At 66.5% G+C, this 23,605-nt stretch carries 1 protein-coding gene; it reads right to left on the bottom strand.

From position 1 onward, the window contains the following. A complete protein-coding gene (locus A6A27_RS39555) occupies positions 1–22,599 on the bottom strand; it encodes a phospholipase D-like domain-containing protein (protein WP_143194423.1) in 22,599 nt (7,532 codons plus the stop codon). Between the last annotated feature and the right edge of the window lie 1,006 nt (positions 22,600–23,605).

The following is a 23,605-nucleotide window of genomic DNA, read 5'->3' as shown; positions in this document are numbered from 1 at the left end:
TCAGTTGCAAGGTGAGCACTTGCACACTCTGCCTGAGGGCGTTAAGGCCATTCCGCCAGGCCGAATCATCTCGACCAGCGAGACGCCGAAGAAGTTCCAATTGTTGAACGATGCTCGCCCGACTTTCCTGAGGGAGGATCGGCCTCCGAGTCGACTGTGGCAGGGCATCAACCGAATTGAGGAGTTGATAGCCGGCATCCACCAACTCCCGCAGGATTTGATTGCCCTCCATCCGGCCGGTCGCGCCAGGTCTGTGGTCAGGACCAGAATCATCCGGGGCCGGCGCGCTGCGCGCACCGCCCGGGAGCCCTGGGACCCCTCCCAGGATCTTAGAGGCAATATCGGTTGCCAGCCTGGGCATTGGTTGAGTTTGAGCGCCCACCGCCAGTTCGTTGAACGCCTCAATGACCCGCGCCAGTATCCCGCCCGGACTCCGCAGCTCAACGATGTTTGCCCGTACTGCAGGCTCCAATCCCTCGGCGGCACCCACATCCGTGGATGACAAGAGATAGCGGCCAGCTTGACTCTTCTGCAGCTCCAGGGTGACCAGGTTCGCCAGCTCATACAGGAACCCCAGCCGATCGAGGAGGTCAACCGCGCCCACTTCTCCACTAGCTCCAACAGCCCGCTAACCGCAGTGGCCGCATCCCGTTCTGGCACGTCCACCGCCAACCGCGACCGCGCCGCGACCGGCCCGTCCGCATCTGGGCGACCCAGCTCGTTGATAAGCACTGTCAACTCGTCGAGCGGCAAAGCGAGATAGGCCTGCGGCACCTGTGGCAGCGGATCTCTCCGGACCCGACTCGGCCCAGCAACCACCGCACCACCAGCCACCGAACCGGGCGGACGCAGCCGACCATCCTGAGACGGCGAACCAGAACCAGACGGGCGCGAACGACGAGCCCGGCTCCCCGATCGACGGCTCGTCGCCTGATCAGCCGTACCCGACGGCGAATCCGAGTCTCCGGTCACAATGATTTCCGGCACCGGACCCAGGCCTGCGAGATTTTCGAGCGTCCGGCCGACGCCCTCGATGTCGGTCGGGACTGGCCCGCCCGGGTATGACATCTCCCTCGGCGTAGGAGGCGCCGACGGCTGTCGTGCGGTAAAAACCGAACTCGTTGGCGATGGGTCGTCGGACTGGCCGTACTCATAGCCCAACGAGTCGAGGAGGATTGACCACACCGGACCGACTCTGTCGGCGTAAAGCGAACTGTCGCCAACGGTGCCGCTCACACCGTCGATCGACAAGATCTGTCCGTCGAAGTTGACCATGTTCCACACGTAATCGGCGCCGACCTTCTGGTCGCCGACCTTGTGCTCCAACTTGCCGCGGACAACGGCCTGGGAACCGTCACCATTACGTGTTAATTGCGCAGCGATCGCCTGCAGCGCACCCCCACCTTCGCCCTCCTCTAATGCGAAGCTGGCGGGGGGAAGGAGGTCGCCGTCCTCGTCGGGCCAGCCGCGCACCAGCGTCCGTTGAGCGTTGTATGCGAGCGTGTATTTGCTGCCGACCTTGGTCTCGCGCCCCTTGATGGCCACTGCGGGGCCGCGAAGGAACGTGTACGCCACAGCATAGGCCGCTTGCAGGGGATCCCTGACGCCACCGGTGTTGATCCACCGGATCCATCGCGCCGGGGGGGCCAGCATGTCCGTCTTGAGGCGCTCCCGGTATTGCTCCGCCTTGGTCCCGACGAGCGCGTTGGGCTCGAAGCCGAGCGGATCGAGGAAGATGGCCTCCACCGGACCAACCGCGTTGGCGTAGAGCGAACTGTCGCTGACGTTGTTACGCAATCCGTCGACCGACAAAACCTCCCCGTTGAAGTTGACCATGTTCCACATGTGATCGACCTCGACACCCTGGCCGCCGACCGTCTGCAACGTCCCGCGAACGACCGCCTGAGAACCGTGGCCGCCACGCGCTAGACGCCCGGCGATCGCCTGCAGCGCATCCGCGCCCTGCAGCGCGACGCCATCTTCGCCCGCCACGGATGCGAACGTGGCGCGGGGAACGTGCGTATTGCCCTCCTGGAAGCCGTCCACCAGCGTCCGTTGAGCGTTGTATGCGAATTGATATTTCTTGCCGACCTTGGCCTTGTGCCCCTTGATAGCGACTGTCGGGCCATCAAGGAGCGTGTACGCCACAGCAAAGGCCGTCCACTTGGAATCGGTGACCCCTCCGGTGTTGATCCACCGCACCCAAGCCTCAGGGTGCGCCAGCTGGCCGTCCTGTTCATACAGGACCTCTTTGAGGTGATCCCGGTAGTTCGACGGATCGTTCTGGCGGCGCCCGTCGGACCAGTAGCCCGGGCCGTAGTCCCTGGCCCTGGTCGCGCCGTGTTTGCCGAGGACGTTGTCCGGGTCGACCAGTGCTTCAACCGTGTCGACCGGCGTACTCCGTAGGACGTCGTCCAGACTGGAAGACTTCCGCTCTGCCGGGTCGAACAGCGCGATCCTCGTACCCGGGTGGGCCAACTGCCTGACCCAGTCCTCGTTAGCGTCGTTCTCGAAGCTGCCAGGACGCTGCGGATCCAACCGCCGCACCACACCCTCGTCGTCGACCCACAACCAGTACGCGTGCCGCAGCCCCGGAAGCTCCCGCCCACCCCGCTGGCGCGGAACCTCCGACACCAGCACCATCGCCCCGGGACTGGCCTGCAACCGGGTCCTCAACGCACCCAGGTCAACATCCCGTACCGCAGTCAACTCACCGTTGAGCGCGGCCAACACCCTCGACAAGTCAGTCGTCGCCACATGGCTGGCGTCAACCGGCCTGTTCGTGAACCGTCCATCATCAGTCAACAACCCGTAAACGGCCGACACCAACGGCACGCAGAGCTCTGCCGGCGCCCGGACCAGCCGGGGCTCCACCTCGGAAAGGAACCTCTCCACCCGCGCACGCCGCCGCGCCACCGCTGGGTGCTTCGTGCCCGGCATCGTCCTCGATGGTTCGTCCAGGATCTGGTGCGCCAACCTCCGCACCTCACCCGCCGCAGCGACTGCCCCGGCCGGCGTGGACGCGGGCCCCACCGCCCCGATCCACACCTCACCCGCCGCAGCGACTACCCCGGCCGGCGTGGACGCGGGCCCCACCGCCCCGAACGGACTGGCGAGCAGTTTTTCCACATTCTCGGTCGGCACCCAGAGGCCGATCTCGTGGGTCTCCAGCTCGGTCACGTACTGCCGCTGCCGGCCAGGCAGGTACGCGCCCACGTTGGGCAGGTACGCGCCCACGTTGGGCAGGTACGCGCCCACGTTGGGCAGGTACGCGCCCACGTTGGGCAGGTACGCGCCCAGGCGCGATGCCAGGTGCTGCCACAGCGGCGGCCGGCTGTTCTCCCTCTTCCGCGGAGTGTCTGCGATGGACCATTGGACGGTGAAAACCATCCGCGTGTACGTCCGACGGCTCGTCTTTTCCACCTGGCTGGAGCTGATCCGCGCTGAGTCTTTCGCAGTCTCCTCATTTTGGCGGATGAGATCCCCACCGGGCAGTATGCCAAGTGCGTTACTGCGATCCGGGTTTTTCGCGACCGGCCCGGATTTCGGCCAGTCGGCATTGATCCAGGGGTTCCACCACAGCCCGGTCGCATTGCCGATGCTGACGTCAAGCGTGTCGGCATTACTCGAGCCAAGTTTGCTCATCACGTCGTCGGTGACTTCACCCGCCGCTCGCATGTGAATAACATCGGCGAACAGTTCCAGGTCGGAGTCTGTGCTGACGGGGGTACGGCCATGATTCTGGATCGGAGCCGCGATGCCCGCGGTGAGCACATCCGGCACCCTTTTACCCAGGAATGCCTTGTTGATGATAGCCGATATGAAGTCCCGCTTAAACAGGCGTGATCTGTAAAACGACGCACCCGGTGGCGGGTTGCTGACATAGTTGTTCCACAGGGCGACAACGTGGTCGACCAGGCCGGTCCAGTACGGCAGCTGTTCCGGCACGGCAAGGCGGAACGCCTGTTGCCGAATCTCTTCCAGGTCCGCGATGGGCTCGACCCGCGCCTCCTGCAGCAGAGCAGGGGAGATTCGATAGCCCAGGCGGACGTACTGAGCGAGGCTGCCGTCAGCGGTTAATGTCTTGATCTCCGGCCGGCCGGGCACGAACGGCACGGCGGTGTCCGGGGCTTGCGCTCGCGGTCGTCCAACGCTCGCCTCGGGCTCCTCTGCCGGGTTGTCCGCAAGGGAGCCCGCACCGAGAAGGTCCGGCGGAGTGGGGACCCGCCGTGCCCGGAGCAGGTTCGGGTCGTACGCCACCGTTGCCGTCGCCGAGAACGGCCTCCCCTGCTCATCCTCCGCAACGTCCCACTCGTCACCGCTTTGGAGTGACCCCAAGGTGACCGCGTCGACCGTGAGCGGCGGCGCCGTATCGGCCGTTATTTTCGCCGACAGGAGAAGAGGCAGCTCGAAATATGCGATCCCTCTCTGGTCGCGGTTATCGACCACCGTGACGGTGGCATTCTCCGCCGACCCCTTGACCGCCCTTCTACGTGTCTTCTGGCGGTAATTAGAGATGTTGTTCTGGAACCAGAAACTGTTGACATTCTCGGGAAGAGTGACCAACCACAACCGACCCCAGTCAAACTGCCACCGCCGGAGGCGCCCTTCCTGTGCCTGCTTCTCCCGGCCGTCGGCGTCGGTGTGGCTCAGGCGCTTCCAACCCCGAGCGACGCCCTTGAACATATCCGCGGAATTACGTTCGTCGGCGATTTTCGCGGTGATCTCCACCGCAATTGTTCGCTCAGCGATCGTAATCGGAATTTTGACGGACGTACGGGGGATCCGCGGGTGTGACATCGCGGCAACGGTCTGCCGAGCGGTGCCGAAGAACTGTTCGAGCATAGCCCCGGCCGTCAACGGGTCGTTGAGCTTTTCCAGCTGCTCCTCGACCGCTTCGGCCGCATCCTCACCAAGCCGGCCCCGCACCGAGCGGACCACCTCATCAACGAGGTTGCTGATGTCGGGTGGTTCAGTCACTGGCCCGCCAATGCCCTGGCTTCGCCGCACGAAATCGGGCAGTTCGTATGCCACCGCGGTGTCGAGTGTTATCTCCAGCCCGCGCGGCATCAGGCCCAGGTTCGAGGCGTCCAATCCGGAGAGGCTGGCAAGACCCTTCGTCGGCACCGTCCGCGGCTCGGCAGCGGCGTCGCGCCCCATGAACTCGACGTGTACCTCCCAGCGGCCCTTCTCCACCACAGCTACCACCGACCGGCCAATGTCGAGGAAGTCATCGGAGGTGGTGCCGCTGAGTATCGTGCCGTCGGCCGTCCGCACCTCCCGACGGTGGCCACCCTGCGGCTGGTAGGTGAAGGTGTGTTTCCCGGACGGCTGCGCACCCGCCTGTGGCGCCTCGGGGTCGGCGGGAGCGCGCAGTCGCAGGGCAAAAACGCCACCCCGGACCTTTTCCGACCCGAGGCCGGCGAGGCTGGTGACGGCGGCGCCACTGAAGGGCCCAAATCCCTCCGGTGCACCGATGGTCCGGAGCTTCTCCGGGACGAAACGCATCCGGACTTTGGCCTTTCCCCCCCAGCCGGCCGCTCCGCTCCACACCTGTCTGGGCCGGTCGCCCAGGTAGCGGTTCGCCTGCGTGCCCGCCGCTGCCACCAGGTTTTCCAGCTCGACCCGCTCCTTGGCGGACAGCCGACGGCCGCCTTGCGCGAGCATCTCGACCGCCGCCCGGGTGACGCCGCTGGTACCGACCGCCAACATGGTGTTGCGCGGCAGCTTCTTTTCCTCCGTTGGCACAAACTCCAGCGGCTTGCCGTCCGGGCCGCCCAGGTGGGTTGCACCTCTCGGCAGGAGCCCAGCCTCGATAAGCCGGGCCACGCTGAACGGCACCCGCCTCGCGCTGCCGTCGCCGGGATCCGGCACCACCTGCTCGGTAAACTCGGTGGGAACCATCACGGTGTGCGTGGCACTGATGGGATCGGCGGAGACGACGCGCGGGAGCGCCGGCGGCGCAGCCTGTGGATCGGCGGGCGGTGCACCGAGTTCCGGATCTGCCTCAACCGGGAAGGCACCCGGCATCACCTGAGCCCGCAGGCTGCGACGTTCTATGCTGACCCGATATTCGGCCCTTCGGATGAACTGAGTCAGGTCGTCAATCGCGGTTCCCTGGACGACCTCGGTTTCGAACCCGCTTATCTGCTTTTCCGTACGTCCCACACGCCCGCGAACGATCGGGCGAGCCTCAATCGCTTTCAGCTGTTTCGGAAAGCGCTCGCTTTGCAGCGAGATAACGGGTTCAAGGCCATACCACAGCTGGGCATTCCTACTCAACTCGTGGCTGAGATCAGTGGTGCTGGTACGGAAGGTGTCCAGCTCGCCACCCGGCTCCCGGTAGTCAAATTTTGCGCCCGGCTGCTCAACCATGTGGACGCGAACCACCACCTCGTCATCGAGGTGACCACTAGGGTCTTTGACGTCCTTAGCCATCAACCGGAAAGGGAAACCATCGGCGGCAGCAGCCAGCGGGGCGATTATCGGAAGGTTGTCCTCCCGCAGGAGCTTCGTCACCGTGGCCACGTTCTCGGCGGTCAAGACACTCGACTGATGCTCCCGCAGCAGATCGAGCGTCACCGCTACCAGATCGCGGTTCTGCTGGTCGGGACCGCCGTCGTGCCCATCGAGTCGCACACCTGCGAGCTGAACGAACGGCGACGGTAAAGGCAGGTCCGCTGGAAGCTGCAGCTCCGGGTCGACCGACGCAACGTCGTCGCCCGCAGACTCCGCTGGCAGGCTCACCACCTTGGCCGCATCATTCCGCAGCATCCGCAGCGAGACCCCGCCCGGCACCGACTGCCATTCGGAAAACTTGCCGGGCTGATCCGAGTGCTCAAACCGCACGTGCAATTCGTGCGCCACAACGGATGTCTCCGTGTCGTAAGTGCGGAGACCGACGGTTTCCTTGACGTTGATATCAGAACTGTTACTTGTCACCCCCGCCTCGATGAAGGGCCACCACATGAAATACGGCTCGAGGTGGGACAAGTAGGCAAGGATTTCCTTCGCGTGCTTGAAAATAGCATTGAATGCCGTGAAGGAGGGCCCAAATACATCGATGGAGTCGGTCGTGGTCTTTTCGATGTTGACCCCCCGCTCGTTCGTCCCCGACGTGTCGATCGCCGAGTAGGGGTCCTTCACCACCGATGGCTGGGGGTCGCTCAGCTTAAAGTGAATTTTCACCGAGTCGGCCGGTTTGCCCGCAACCTCACCGTAGGTAATTGAATAGCCATGGCCGTCGGTGCCCTCCCGAACTCCGGCCTTCAGCGCGCTGGTCCGCAGACCGTTGGCGAGCATGTTGTACGAAAACGTGCCCGGCCGAGCGCGGTCCCCTACGAAGTCCTCCGCCCACCTCCTGATATAGCCCGCCCCGGGCACCGCCTCGACGACGGAGTTGAACGGCGGCCGGATTGGCCCCGACGCCAGGGCCACGTACGTCGTCTCCGAATCCGCGTACACGGTGGTGTTGTCCGAATCGGGGCGCTCCGGATCCGGCACACTCGTCTCGCGCGAGGTCAGGACGGTCATCGCGTCGGGAACGGGTTCAGGCGCGTCGGCGTCGTCGGTGGCTTGCCGGGTACCGTCGGGAGCCATCACCTCAGCGAACGGCCGCGCCGCGTACGACCACAAGATCGACTGGTACGACCTACCCACTGAGTTGTGTTCGGTAGCCGTCCCGAACACATGATTGCGACTCTCCTCGTCCTCGGTAAGGAGGAACGAAAACACTTGCAGGTAGGTGGCGTCCTGGATCATCTTCAGCGCGGCAGTGGAATACAGATGGTCGAAAACCCAGGTAGCACTACCGTTGATGTCCGCGAACATCATGTGCCCGAATTCACGGCCCATCCGCTCACGCTTGTTGGTCACAGACTTGACCCGACGCTGGAACGGGTCGGAAGCCTGCTCCGCCGCGTCAAGCACCGCGCCCATCCGTACGGCATAGCCGTCAATCATCACCAACACGCCGTCGCTGGTGAATTCCGTGTCGTCGCGGATGAGCGCATCCTCGGACACGGCATCCTGGAGGCGCTGCCGCGTTTCCGGGGTCTGGAGTCTTTCCGGCAGTCGCTGCCAAGCAGCCTCGACCATCGCGTTCCGCAGGCCCTCCGACACCTCACGCACACTCGCGGTGCCCAGCGCGGGACGTACGCCGGCCCGCGGCGCCAGGGTCAGTCCCGGACGGTACGGCTTGCTCGGCGTCCAGCCCTCCGGCTGCGGCGCTACGGTCCACACGTCTACGTCAGTTTTGATCTGCCCCTCGATGGCGGCGATCAAGGCCTCGAGACGCTTCGCGGCCTTGTCGACATCGCTCCGCGCCTTACCGACGAGCGCGGCGGCGTCCACCCCGTCCGGGCCGACGGCCTTCCCCTTCCCCTTCCCGCTTTCCCGATCAGCATCAGCCAGGGCGCGCTGCAACCTCATCCGCTCCGCCGCGAACCAGCCAACCGACCCCTGCAGAGCCATGCGGGCGGTGGGCGGCGTCCACATACCCGGCGTCTTCGAACCCTGCCGTCCGGCCGGCGACGCCTCTAGGCGGTTGAGCCGCGACTGCAACTCATACGCCCGCTCCGCCAGCTCCTCGAATAGTGGTACGTCGAGCTCATCGGGGAAGGTGATCCCGTGCGGAGCCTGCTGGCGCCCGTGTCGGACGACCTCCTGCCGCCACTCGTGCAGTGCGCGTGCCGTATCCCGCACCGCTTCGTGCAGGTCGGCCAGTTCCTCCCCCCGTGCCAACGGCACCCGCCTGGCCCAGACCGTCAACAGCTCCTCAATGGCCTCACGCGGCCCGGAGCCGTCGCCGTCGGCTTCGGCAACCGTCGGCGGCAGCAAGGACAGGACGTTCTGCTGCCGCATCCCGTCCAGCCAGCCAGACAGACGCTGGCGTACCTGCTCTTCGGTCTCCCGCGCCGCCATGATCCGGCGCAGTTCCTCGCTGGCGAGCTGGGGATCCGCCGCCTCAGAGGGGCCAGCCGGCGAGGTGTCGGCAACCGGACCGGGATCAGGCACAGTCGGGCCCTGCTCGACGTCCTCCTCGCGGGCGAGAACGTGACCAGCCGAGGGGCCGCTGCTTTCGCCGCCACGATCCCCTTCGGCGAGCCCAGGGGCCACATCGGACGGCGACTCGGCCGCCGGACTTTGCGACCCGGACACCGAACCAGGCGGGAACCCTTCCGTGCTACCGCTTCCCTGCGAGCCCGAATCGGTTCCGCCGTCTGGGCTGTCCGCCGCCCCGCCAGAGCGGTAGGGCGGCTCCTTCGGGCCGTTCTTGCCGAGTAGAAGCAGCTTGGTGTCGGGGGAGGTCACCTCGTCGTACAAGCGCCGGGTGCGCTCGTCGGCGTTCGTCAGCTGCGCGGCGTCCCGCGGCAGCGTCACGCCGTGGAACTCAGACCCCGGCTCGTCCACGACCCGCAGGCCGGACTCGGTGGCCACCAGCAGGTACTGATGGCGATAAAGGCGGCCTGGCCTGCTCGTCGTCACCACGACCGACTGGTCGGGCTGCACCTCGCGCAGCAACCCGGCGAAATCAACATCGCGCGCGGAAGTCGACGTGCGACCGACCAGGGCCTCCACATCGGCGAGATCCGAATCGATCAGGCGCTCGAGATCGGCCCGACGACTCCAGCCCAGCCGCCCATAGAAGCTTAAAATGCCGCCCAACGTCCGGTACACACAGCTCCGCGGATGCGGCGGGTTCCACTCGGCACGGCGGTCCTCATTGGCCGCCCATGCTTCCAGCCGACGCAGCCCCGGCTCCCGGTCCGCCCAACTCCGGTGGATCGCCCGGCGCAGCACATCTCTCGCGTCCTCCACTTTCGGGCCGGCGATCAGCACTTTGAGGGAGCTGACCTCCTCGTCGAGCGCCCGCTTCTTCGCGTACCAGTCCTGCTGGGCCTGGATCCAGGCGGCCGCTGTCGGGCTCGGGTTCGGGTCGTCCGGCGAGGGCCACGCCATGAGGACGTGGTTCGCCGAGCTATCGGTCGGGTTCCGCAGATTCGCGAGCTCCGCTTCCAACCGCTCATTCTCGAGGGTCCGATTGACATCGCGCCAGGCGTCGCTGGCCTTCCGCAGCGCGGTCGCGGCGACGTTCGCCCGGCTGAGCTGCAGCATCGCCGCCGGATTGTCGGCGAAGCCAACGTGCTGGGCGGCATCGAGCAGGCCGATCAAGACCGGCACCGCGCCGGGAATCGTCAGCTGTACCGCGGCGCTGCTGCCAAACACGCCCGAATTCTTGGCGACGACCACAAACTCCAGGTCCCACAGGGCCTCCGCGTCCGGGTTGTCAAAGTCCAGCAGGCTCTCTTCGGTGGCGCCCTGGACGGCCGTTCCGCCAGCGCGTCCGCCGGCCCCGCCAGCAAGAGCCCCGGCGCCCGCACCGCCCTGGAATGAGGTTGGATCTCTGTGGTCGTCGAGGCCAAGGTGGACCACCTGCTGCGGTGCCGGCGGGGCATCGGTTTCCGGTGCCCCGCCGCCGGCGTCCGAGGTGCTTGCGCCGACGCCCACCGCGAGCGCCGAGTCGAGCCGCTGGACCTCGCTGGCCCCCACCGATGCCGCGGCCCGGCTACGCCGGTCGTCCCGGTGGCTCCACGGGTAGACATCGCTGAGCCGCGTTTTGGGCACCCGGGCCCAGAGTTCGAGGTGGACCCCATCCCCGAAGGAGAACTCGAGTTTGTTCGAAAAGGCGTCCGGCCGTAGCCGTGCCTTGCCCAGACTCGGACGCAGCAGCCCCCAGAGATTCGTATGGCTCAGCCTGTTGTGCAGCGCGCTCGCCATGGAGCTGCCGCGCTTGACATCGACGCCAGCGTCTTTCAATGCCTGCACTGCGGCTGCCTGGACCGCCGCCGCACCACGAAAGTCGATGGGATTCGATCTCGGCGGCAATGGCGGCAACTTCAGCGGCGACGATGCCGGCTCGCCCCGTTTTTCCTGCCCCGCCGCAAGCCGGTGCCCGGCCTGCCACTGCTCGATCGTGCTGTCGTTCGGCACCCGCCTGACCGACGTCATGGTCGGCGCCGGCGGCAGCGGGTCCGCCGCGAATTCCTCGCTGCGCAGGTGGTTGGCGAACTTCTCGAACCGGTGCTCATGTGGGATCACGAGCGGCTCGCCGAGCTGCCGGTCCTGGTGGAAGGCGCGGAACACGTATTTCACGCGCTGCCGCACCTCCGCCCAGGGACCGCTTACCTCGCTGAGGCCAAGGTCCCGGATGGCTTCCACGGTCGCCGACAGGGTGGAGCGGGCCTCGCCACGGGTCGTGAGCAGGTCGCCCAGGCCCATCCCGGTATCGTTCGAGCCGTACGGCTGGAGCTCAGTCCACCATTGGTCGGTAGTGGTATCCACGCGCAGCTCGTTCGTCCCGACCTGGCCCATCGGGATTTGGTCGAAGTCCTTCGGGCTGGCGAACACCCGGCGGCGCTCGGGCGCGGTCGGCTGCCCAGTTTCGTCCTCCGCCACGATCTGCAGGAACAGCTGAACCTTGTCAGTCCTGGATGTCAGGAACCCCCCATCAGTTTCATATGTCAGCGGGCTCGGCGGCGAGATGCCGCCGTCGATTAGCGCACCCCAGTTTCCCAAAACATTTGCGGTGCTGGCGAACTCCACGACCTTCGTGACGTTGCTCGCATCAGTATCCGTGAAATCCTCACCCGTACTGATGAGGGGCCGGTACGGAGTGCCGTCCTCATCCAGAGGGAGTTGTACCGTCTTGAGCCAGTCGATCACCTGTCGGTGCATCAACGGTGGGACATCGAGCGGAACGGCGACGCCGAGGTTCTTCGGTGGCCGGGGCAGCGTGATCTCCTCGGCGGGGCCGTCCCCGGGCGGCGAAACCTGTCCGGCGCCAGCCTGCGTCGGCGTCCGGTCCGGGACCGTGAGTGGCTCACTCAAAGTGGTGTTGAACGCCTGCTCCACCCGCAACGCCGGCTCACTGTCGGTTGCCGGCATCTTGGAGGCGAGGAATACCTCGCGGGCCGTTTCGGCATTCATCATCCCGATCGACGTAGCGCCCGTCACCTCCCGTGTGGCCTGGTAGAGCCGCGGGCTGCCCAGAACCTTGCTGCGGCGCAAGACCACGTGCACGTCGAACGCCGCATCCGCCGCGACGACCACCTGGGAGGCGAAGGGGCCGTCGACGAAGTCGCTGCGCTCGACGTACCCGAGCAGCGTGCGTTCCTTGCCCCAGATGCGCTGGAAACCGAGTCGTTTGAGCAGCGCCAGAGCGAACCCGCCCGGGCCACGACCCACGTCAACACCGGGGCCGGCGCTCGCCCACACGTCCCAGCCGCGCGTCCAGGAGCCTGCCGAGCTGACCAGTGCGCCGAACGCATGTTCGGTAGTGTGCGCCAGCACCCCCTGCGGCCCGGGCCGCCAGTTGTCGACCTTGGCACGCAGCCATACGTCGGCTTGGACCCCTTGGCCGAGGACCGGGTCGCCGAGCACCTCGCCGAGGCCGTGCAGCCGTACGGGCTGCTGGTCGGACGTGATCATCAGCAGGCCGGCCAGCGTGTCCGGATTGATCTGCTGATTGAGCAGTAGATGCGCATCGCTGCCGGGTGCCGCTACGCCGACTGCGGTGCCACGCCCGACGGCACCATCATCGATCATCTGCTGCCGGGCGTCGGTGACCGCCGCGACGATCGCCTCTTTCAGCTTCTCGGCGCCGTCCACGGCGTAGACGTAATCCCAGGTATTGACCGCCTTGCGGGTGTCGGCCCCGGCGGGATGCGCTGGCGGGGCGACGAACTCCAACAGGTCGGTGTTGGCGGGATCGGAGATCGTCAGATCGCCCAACCTGATCGACCCGACCTGGTTCTGCTTGTCGTCCGATAGGGTCAGATCCTTCGGTACGGTGAACGCCACATACTGTTTCCACGTCCGCGGCCCGCCGATCTGCCGCGACTCGGGAACCTTGCCGCGTAGCCGATCCCGGAGCCGGGCAGTTCGAGTGGTGCGCTGCTTGAGGGCGTGCACCTCCATGGTGACCTCAAGCGGGTCCGCCCAGAACGTCGAATGCGGGTTACCGCCGTCCATAGCAATCCGACTGTCGGTGTTGCCCACCTTGGATTGCCGCCCCCAGGAGAAGCCACCACCAAACCGGACATTGAAGACCCGGACGAACCGGAAGCGCCCTTCCACTCCGATGCGACGATTGGACGCCTTCCTCGCGAATTTACCGGTGTCCGCCCAGATCTTCTGACGCTTGTTGTAGCCCGGCGGCTTGCGGTCGGGCGACGACGACAGCGAGGACGAGGCCCGTACCGCGGCCGGTGTGCCGAGGTACTCGGGCGGTTGGTCGTCCGAGCGCAGCCGACGCGCTTTGACGGTGATGGTCAGGAAACGGTCGTAGCCACTGGTCAGGAACCGGGACACGGGACCCCTGGCGGGGCTTCCGCGCAGTTCCAGCCGGAACACGATCTCCCCGCTGGTCAGGCTGCTGAAGTCAGTCGAAAGCCGGGCCGGCCCCACCTCGACATCGAGCGCCTGCTCGTTGCGGATAGCCTGGAGAACCTGGTCAATCACCGCCTGCTTGGTCTTGGGTGAATCCCAGTCGACCACGAATTCCCGGTACGTAGGGTGGTCCGCCAACACCTTTCGCAGTTCATTGACGACGCTGGTCGCCATCTGCTCAGCGCCGTAAAAGTTGGTCGGCCCGATCCGGAGCTGCTGCCCCTGATACAGGTAAAGCGGCAGGTGTCGTTTCTCCTGCCGGTCCGCGATCCCCTCCAGTCGACGAACCAGCTCTTCGCCCGGAATTGGCGATACGTTTTCCGGGCTCGCGGCCCCCTCCACCGGGCCCGCGGCCGGCTCCACCAGCAGGTCGACGGGCGGGGTGGTCGCGGTCATCGGGTCGACCCGAGCCGAGGCGGTTGGCTTGACCGTAGCTCCGACCGATGACGCCTCATCGGCCGACGACCTGTCGTCGGCCGGTGACACGTCATCGAGCGGTGCCTCGGTCCAGGCTGGCCATGACCGCGCCAGCAACGCCCGGCGATCCTCGGTCGGCTGGTGCGCCCGCGCGGACTCACCCGGCTGGGCAGCCGACGCATCGTGCATACGCCGACCCAGGTCGGCGTACAGCTCGGACGCCCCCGCACTCCGCAGCTCGCCTGCCAGCGCCTGGAGCCCCGCGTAGTCCGCCTTTCTCACGAGGCTGTCGGCCTCCTCATACAGGTGCTGCCTGGCGTATGAGTTGAAGTCGGACACGGCATGAGTCGAAGCGGCGGGCCGCCGTTTCGAGGGGTCGGCCGCGGGCTGGTTGCGCAGTTGCGGGTGCGGGTGGATGAGCCACAGCAGGTCGTCCAACCAGCGGGGCAGGCGAAGTCCCGGGCTCGCGGCCCCCTTCTCCGGCTTTGCGCCCCCCTTCTGCGGGCCCGCGGGCTCGCTGACCACCGTGGCGGCATTCGCGTACGAGCCGGCAATCTCCTCGGTCGCCGCCCGGTAGATCCCTTCCGGGACCTCGACGAGCGCCTCCACGGTCACCGTGTCGGACTGCTTGGTCAGATCAGTCCGGACCGAGAGGAACCCTGCCTTGCGGGCCCACTTCCGGAACCGGGTCTCCCAGGTGGCACTCCTGACCGTCACCTCATACCTGGCGCGGGCGAGCACGGTCGGCCCCGCGTACTGGTCACCCGACCGGCGACCGAGATTGAGCAGGGTCTCGAAACCCTTGGTGGTGGTGCGCCGGTAGTCCACCCGGCCGGTAATGGTGACCCCCGGCACTGGCCCCCCGGCGCCGACGATGCCGCGCCACCCCGACCGGCTTTCCGTGCTTGAGCCGGCCGCGGCCTCAACAAGGGTCTGGAGTCGCAGGAAGGCATCACCTTCCGGCTCACCAACCAGCTCGATGTCGGTGAGTTTCGGCTTGACCTTCAAACCGGCCGCGGCCGCAGGCCCAAACCATTGCCGGCCGGCCAAGCCCAGCGTGCCGCCATCATTGCGGAACACTTGGCGCAGCGCATTACCAGACCACTCGCTCCGGAGATTGTGCCGGTCCAGGCTACCGGGTGGCGCCACCGGAACGCGACTGGCCAACTCCTCCAGCACCGGCGTTAGGGCGCCCGTGACCTGCACCAGATCCATCTTGTCGCGCAGCAGGTCTCGGCCCGCGTCGGTCAGCCGGCGCCGCTGGCCGCCCGGCGTGGGCTTCATCAACACGATCTGCTTGTTGACCCGGAACCAATGTCGGCCGACAGAAACCACGTCCCGGTTGACCTGGCCAGCACCGTCCGAGTCGTTCGGGCGATCCGGATTCCCACCGTCCGGGGCACCATATTGGAGAGCGACGTCCACTTCGGTATGGACCAAATACATGCCACCAAGACCAAACTTGCCCGGGTAGTCGGTGACGCTCATCCCGCTGAACTGGCCGTACGTCGGGCGGCGGTCAGCCAGCCCTCCGATGACGGTGACCGGCGCGCCCGCGATTTGGAGCGGAACGGGTACTAGCAGCCACCCCCGCTGGTCGTGCCCCTTGCCGTGGCTGGTGCTGCGCACATCCCGAGGCATCCGCAGGAACCATTGGTTGGTGTCGAAACGCACCTCGTCGGTCGCGCTGGGTTTCGGGGTGAGCGAGATCCACACCGTCTCCGACCCGCCCCGGCTGGTCTTGAGGTCGAAGGGACGAGAGGTGTGCAGGAACGACTCCGGGGCGGCCGTCAGCTCCCGTACCAGACGGTCGTCATCGCCGACCACGAAGCCTCGGTCCCGCAGCTTCCCAAGCACGGTCGGGATCTGGCCACTCAACCAGCCTTCGGGGTAAGCCGGCTCGTGGAGGGTATTGATCAGCTCCGGTATGGCGATGAGGTTCTCACGGACCTTGGCGGCCTCCCCGTCATCGGCCTGGACGACTGCCGACCAGACCGGGTCAGGCTCAGCCGACGACCCGGTCGCAGCCGCCTCAGCCGACGTTTCGGCCGGCGTGGACGCGGCCGGCGGCTTGTACAACGGCGGCGGCATCGGGGTCAGGTGCGGCCGCCCACTGAACGGAATGTTCTGGTCGACCACCGGCGGCGCTTCCCCAGCCGGGCGCGGCCTCAGCCGGGACAGCGAAGACGGCCATGGGATGCGCCCGGCGGGCTTGAGGGGGGAGGTCTCGACGAGGGCATGCCAAGTGCGCGAGGCGCCCGGCTCCCGCTCGTGGCTCACCGGGACGCCGAGCAGCGCGGACAGGTCGGTGGGTCGCCCGTCCGGGCCGAGCACCAGCACCTGTGCACCCGGCTTGGCCAGCAGACGACTCCAGTCGTCCAGGGTGTCGGGGAACGCATCGTTGGGCGCCTTCGCCGGATGCTCGAACGATCCCGGCACCAGCGGGTCCACCCAGCGAGGCACCACGACGCCGGTCCGGTCATCAGCGAGCAAGCCGAATACCCGATCGGTGCCGGGTACCCGCACCAACGCCATCGCCCCGGGCGTACGCCGGACCGCTCCGAAGACCAATCTGGCGTCACCGACCGGCCCGAACTCACCGCCCAGTAGCTGCGCCAGGCCGCCGGGATCCGGATTGTTCAGGAACCCGGTCGGCGCGGCGGCGTTCCCCGCCCGGCCGTGCAACGCAACGAACGCGGCGTACAGCGCCAGCACATTGTCCGCGGCATGAGGTGCGGACTCATCGGGCTGCGCCGGCGGAGGCTCCGAAAGCCATTGCGCGAGTTGTGCGATCGCCGCGCCGGGCTTCACCCCGCCCGCCAAGGGCAGCGCGGATCCCAACATCTTCAGCACCCGGTCCGACGGCGTACCCGCTGGCGTCGCCACCGTCGCCGGCGGGCTCCCCACGGCGCCTTCCCGGCTTCGAACCAGCACCGCCGACGACGGGGCAGCCAACCAGACTGCGGTGTCCGGGTGGGCCAGCCCGGCGTCAACCAAGGTGGTGAGGTGCGTTTCCAACAGCGGCCGTAGCGCAGTGCGCGTGAGCCGCATCGCCCGGTGCTGCTCGTACGACTCGCGGGCCGCCTGCGTGGTCCGCCCCTCTGCCGACCGACTGAGCCCCGCGGCGTCGGCGGCCGGTTCGACCGAGACATTCAGCGGGTCCTCGCCGTGGTAATGCCCGATCGCGGCCAGCACGGCGGCGGAGGCAGCGTATTCGCTGAAAACGTCGCGCTGCTGCGCGGTGAGGTGTCGGGTGGTCGCAGCGACCTCGATCTGGAGGAGGACACTGTCCAGTTTGCGCATCGCCTCGGCTGCCTCAGGGTCAGGCACGTGACCTGGCTGACTCGCGGCGGCGTGCAGTTGCATTCGGAGTGTCTGCATGGACGACTGTAGGGCCGCGAGGCTCTGGCCGACGATCGGGTCGTCTGGACCGGTGGCGCGCGGGATCCGCCCGAGATGCTGCAAGATCGTCGCGCGATCCGGCACGTCGATGATGGCAACGGCGGAGTCGAGCGCCGAACGAACGCCCTGTACCAGCGGATCCCTCATGATCTTGCGGACGGCGTTCTGCGCACTCCCGTCCTGTTCGGCCAGTTGTCGAGTGCGCGCAGCCTCGCGATGCACCTCTCGAAACTTGCTGGCGAGCTCCCGAGCGTTGAGGAACGCCCGCTCAGGACCCACCCGGGGCTCTCTAAAACACCTGAGCTCTCCCAACAGCGATGGCTGAAGTTTGCCGCCGTTCGTTTCCAGCTCTCGGTATTCTTCGAGGTCCTTCATCCCGGTGACGGCTGAGTGACGTATCCGCTTTTCCGGCTTCTCAAGCAACAGGTTGTCCAGATAATCTTCTACGTCATGCGAAACCCAATCCCCGAAGGTCCAATCGGGGTCCATCTCCTCCGTCAGCTCAGCGACCACGTCTTCCGACAGGCGGAAGATTTCGAATACACCGGCATCGGGATCGCTCTCCGCCGCACGCCAAGCCCAATCAAACACCTCATTCCCGCTGCGGTAGGTGTTATATAGAAGCCATATAATTTTCTCGTTATTGGATCCGAGGAATTGGCGAGCAGCTTCGGGCAACCCTCTCCGGACAGCGGGCCAATCGGTCCGCAAAGCCACGCCGAGATAATTTTTGATTAGCATAGAAGCGGATGAATCCTGGGCCAGCGTAGTCATCATCTCGAGCGACGCGGTGGCCTGCAGATAAGCGAGCGCCGACACGCCCCACAGCGCATCAACCACCGCAACGTCACTGAACAGGACCACCTCTGACGACTCAACGTCGAGCCCAATCGACTTGAGGTATAGCGAAGCTACGTCGGCGCCGACCGTCGAGCTTTCTTTGAGCAAATCCCTCAGACGAGTGTCACCGGTGCGATTTCCCTCGATCAGCCAACTGATGACTGAACGCATCCCCCCGACCACCGGAATCGGTAACGTCCACTGCCAATTGAGCTTGAGCGCACCCTCCGGACGACGGAACCTCATCTGCTCGCCCAGTGGGGTGAGTTGATATCTCTCGGGCGGAAAAATGTCACCCAAGCCTATTCCCGGCTCCGCCCCCTCGTACGTCGCCACCGGAGTGACTTCTACCGCTCGACGCAAATCATCAATAAATACGGGGAAGAATTCTTCGACGGGAACCCGGCCGTCATCACCGGGCAGAAAGGCAAGGGGCCGAATAACGAACTCGGTCCCCCATTTGGCCACCCGCCCGAGATTTTCCACGCCCCGAGGAAACTCATCCTCGTCCACGTAGTACTTGCCGTCACCGCCGAGCGAAACCCCCAGCGTCTCCAGCTCAATCCCTAGACCAAGGTTTGTCTTGGCAAGAAGGGCCTTGTACTCAACCCTGCCGTACTCTTCTTCGATGTCCGCCGGCACGTCGTCCGCAACAAAGCCGCCCTCTCCCTCAGGACCCAATCCCCGGGGGCGGCGCGTGCTGGTGGGGGCAAGGAGAAGCGCATCCATGGTGCGGTCGCTGAGGTCGGCCAGGTCTTGCTCGAATACCCCAAGTTGAGCCAGGGTGATCGGCTGGCCGGTCCTGTTGAAGGCGAAGAGTTGGGTGCCGGGTGCGTGCAGCTGGCGTACCCGGTCTTCTACCAGCTCTGCGTTTTTCGCGAAGAGCCCCGGCTCCCGGTCCACCCAGCGCAGCACGACCTCGCCGGTCCTGCCGTCAGCCACCAGCAGGAACGCGTGGCGCGGCTGTCCGTCCTGCTCGGCCACCACCACGACGGACGCTCCCGGCCGGCCCCACAAGGCGTTCATTACGGCGTTGTGGGTGACCCGGTGCCCAAGTGTCAATTCACCGCCCCGCTTGGCCAGCAGTTCACCAAGACCTGGGGTGGTCAGGAAGCTGTCGTCAACCGACTCCCGCAGCCGGCCGCCGCCATACAACAGCGACAACGCGGTGTCCACCCGCAGCAGGCAACCCTCCAGCGAGTCCTCAACCTGCTCATCCGACTCCATAGCGGAGGTCCATGCGGCCAACCGGTGCATGCCAATGCCACGCCGCTGCCACGTCATCGGCATCCCGGTCAGGACATCCCGCGTCACCCTCCGCGCGCTCAGCACCGCCTCAGACGGGCGCCGTCCACCCCCGGACAGCCGATCCGACAGCAGTTCGGGCGTCGTGAGCTGCGGACGGTCGGGGCCCACCGGATTCGTCGGACGCGACGAACCCAGCGCGGTGCGGAGAGACGTGGGTTGCCGGCCTTCCTGGTTGAGGGGCGTCGGCCTCTTACTCTGGAACCGCCGAAGGAACCGCACTGGCTTGGTCAGCAGGGCTAGGTCCAGGCCCGTCGCCGACATGGCCCGGTGCTGCTCAAACGACTCGCGGGCCTGCTGGTCGGCTGGCCCCGGCAACCCCGGTATTTCCTTCAGGGCATTGTGTGGGATGTCCAGCGCCGTTCCGGTGCCCCAGGCGCGGCGGAAGTAGCCGAGGCTGACGTCAAGGTCGCGCAGGAGAGCATCGGCTACTACCGTCCCCGGCATGCGCAGGTGCTCCCGCCACAGCTGCACCCGCAGGTCGGCCACGAGCGATGCCGAGCCTCCCGAATGCACGATGGCCGCAGTCAGCTCGGACTCGTCGCCGACCATCGAACGGTCCCAGACGTTGGCCGAGCCGATGGATACGAACTCGTCGTCGACCATGACGAGTTTCGAGTGGACTGTAGTGTCCTTCAGATAGAACAACGCGAAGTTCTGCCGCTGCGCGACCGTCAGCTTCCGCAGAATCAGGTCGTGGATCTCGGGAGACATGTTCGGAGTCGCGTCCCAGTCCGACACCCCTGCGCCCTGCCCCTGGGTCACGAACAGCACCTTGACGCCTCTGGCGGCAGCCCGGACGATGGCCGGAAACAGAACGCGATGCTGCATGTAGAATGTCGCGCCGAAGCGTGACGGGTTGAGGGTTTGATCCTCTATGTAGATGTAACGCTCAGCCGCGTCGATCGCCGCGACCAGCCCGGTCTGGATCTCAAAGATTCCCGTCGGCGGCAACGTTTGCCATGCGATCCGCAGAAAGTCGGTAAAGGGGGTGACCCGCAACGGGCCGTAACTGCGCCAGATCCGGACGCCGGTATCGAGATGCGATCCGACCGGCGGGTTCGCGGGCAGCGGCGACCGCGCCGGTTGCAGCGCCTGGGGCTTAGGTTCCACGGCCGGATTGAACAATTGCCGTGCTCCGTTGAGCCAATACTTCCGCTCCGGCAGCGTCGCGGTCTCGTCCCAGAGGGTCCAGAAGTTGTCCAGCACCGCCTCCGCGGCACCGCCGCGCAGCTGCACGCCAACATCGTGCCAGAAGTTTTCCTCGGGGGCCCCCGCATGGCGCTCGGACGAAAATGCGCGCGGCTCGTAGTCCAGTCCCCCGACGAACGCGTGCAACTGTCCGGTGGTCGTGCTGTAGGCGATCGTCGACTTCTCATGCCGCGTGTCGACCCCGCCACCCCAGTCCACAAGTACGCGATTGGCGAGCGGCGACAAACCGCGCACAGCACCTCGCAGCGTCCGCACCGAGGCGATGTTATCGTCCACAAACGGTGCGAGCTCGTAACGGGCGGGCCACCGCCAGAAATCCGTCCTCCGCCAGAGCGGCTTCTCGAACGGGCTGAGCGAATGCCGCGGAACCGCGACGATCACCCGTACATCGACCCCGGCCTCGGCCAACTGCCAGAGCCGTAAACCCAGATCCGGCTCAAGAAAGTTCTCCGCTCGAGAGCGCAACCTGGTAGCCAGATGAAGGTGCCACGAAGTGATGTACAGGCGATCGCCAGGGCCGTGCAACGTGTCGAGCACGTCGGCGATCGCGCCGAAATACGCGGCCCCGTCGACATAGGTGGTGACCACCGTGTCAGCCCGGTGACGGGCACCCAACTCGCGACCAGGTGGAAAATACTTGTCTTCCAGTTCAGCGAGGGCAGCCGCATGCCCACTTCCGGACCCCTGCATCCCGCTGTTACCGATACCCACCGACGACGAGGACACGGGTGCCAGCCCCCCGGCACGACCGTCACCGGCGAGGTCGGCGCCGCCCTTGAGCCCAGGAAACTCACCCCGCAGTACGAAATAGGCAAGGTCGTCACTCAGCTCGTTCCACCGGGTGCCCCACGTCTTTCGACTCTGCGGCGGGAGCCTGTTGTACGCGACAATGACCTCCGCCGCCAACACGCCAGGCGTTCGCAGCTCTTCGATCCGGTCCTCGAGGCCGGAGGCGCGTCTCGACGATCCGCCGGACCTGCCGTCAGCGATGTCGACACGGGATTCGGATCTTCCGCTGTCCAGCTTCCTTTCTTGCAGCTTGCTCCCGTCCCGGATCAGCTCTTTTTCGTACCGGTTCAGCTTCGCTTTTACCCGGCCCACGGCGTCGGACAGCCGTGTCAACTGAGCTTCAAGTTCTTTCCCACGATGGCTGCCATCACCCTGATTGACATCCCGCACTAGCCTCAGAAGTCGGGCGATCTGGGCAACCTGCTCGGCGAACGGGCTCTCTTTCCAGACCGGCGGCAACATATCTCGCGCGGTGGCGACGGCCTCCTCGGTAAGCCGACCGCCGTTTACAGTAATGACGCCGACGAGTCGATCTATCGCGGCGATCAGCTGCTCGACAGGCACCTCAAGATAGGCTTGCGGCCACTCTACAAGCTCGTCACCGTACTCAACGTTGACGCTCGACAACAGACCCGTACGCCCGTCACGGCCAGCCTCGGCCTCATCCAGCTCAGTCAGCTTCCGCCAAACCGACTCCTCCAAAACGGTTGAGTAAACCGCATCAGTATCCGACGACACGACCGAACCCGCAGCCAACAGCGGGGACCCCGACCGCGACGCCCGCCGAGATGCCGGTGCGGTCGGCGGTGGTGTGAGTGGCGGCGTGGGTGGACCGCTCACGCCGTTTGGTGGTGTCGCAGCCGACGGGAGCCCGGCTACCGGCGCTGGCTCCAGCCGCGGCCTCGTCCCGTCCTTCGGTGTTTCGGTACTTGCCCAGGTGGTGGAACGGAGGTGGGCAACCACGGCGTCCTGGATTTGATCCAACGTGGTTTCGCGGGTGAACGGTGACTCGAAGGCCGAGGTGGCTAAATAGGCTTCGTAAACTTCGGCTGGTGTTGGGCTTTGCTGACCGGTGAGCTTCTCGCGCACGCCGTTGACCAGTTCGGTGAACTGGTATCTCGGGTGGGAATGCTGCGGCGCGTTCTTCCTGTTCGTGCCGATGGATCGGGGTGGTTTGCCTGGCACCGACCCGCTGGCTACCTCCGCCGGCAGGTCGCCGACCGGGGACCCCGGCCGAGACGCCGGCGGCGTCGGCAGCGAACCAACCTGACCACCGGCGGTGGGCCCGCCAGACAGTGCGGACGGCGTGACGGGACCAGCCGCCGCCGGGCCGGCCGCAGGCGACGATGTGCCCACGAGTGGCCGGCCGGCTGGTGGGCTGCCCGCGACCGTTGTGCCGCCGCCTGCCGGTGCGGTGCCGGCGACCGTCGGGGTGCTGGTGCCCGTCGTCGGCCCGGCGGCCCAGGACCCGGCCGCCGCCAGTGGCTGCCCCGACCCGGCCGGTGTCGGCCCGGCGGCCCAGGACCCGGCCGCCGCCAGTGACTGCCCCGACCCGGCCGGTGTCGGCCCGGCGGGTGTTGACTCGGTTGGTGTCGGCCCGGCTGTTGTGATCTCGGACGGGGTCACGCTGTCGGGCGCCACGCTCACCGGCGTAGCGCTCGCCGGGGTACTGCTTCCTGCTACGTCACTGCCGGGCACACCATCGTGCGGCGACGTGCCGGTCGACGGTTTACCAGCTGCCGGGCCACCAGCCGGCGTCTGGGTGGATGAGGGCCCACCGGCCGGTGTCGAGGTCTGGCTTGCTGGCGGCCCGCCGGCAGGCGTGTGGGTGGGTGGTGGTGGGTTGGGTGACGGCTGGTTCACGGGTCCGATGCCGAACGGCGGCGTTACGGACCCGGGCCCGTTGTTGCCGGTCCCGGTGGGGGTGTCGTCCCCGCCGGGGGTGTGGGTCCCCCCGCCGGTGGGAACAACCGGCGGGATGTCGGTCCCGCCGCCGGTGGGAACAGCCGACGGGGTGTGGGTCCCGCCGGTGGGAACAACCGACGGGGTGTGGGTCCCGCCGGTGGGAACAGCCGGCAGGGTGTGGGTCCCGCCGCCGGTGGGAACCGGTGGGGTGTGGGTCCCGCCGCCGGTGGGGACAGCCGGTGGGGTGTGGGTCCCGTCGGGGTTGCCCGGGTCGCCTGTTGCGCCG

The organism is Micromonospora sp. CB01531 (genome assembly GCF_001905095.1).
GTDB lineage: Bacteria > Actinomycetota > Actinomycetes > Mycobacteriales > Micromonosporaceae > Micromonospora.
Note: the sequence above shows the minus strand (reverse complement) of the source record. Positions and strands in the feature narration are given on the sequence as shown.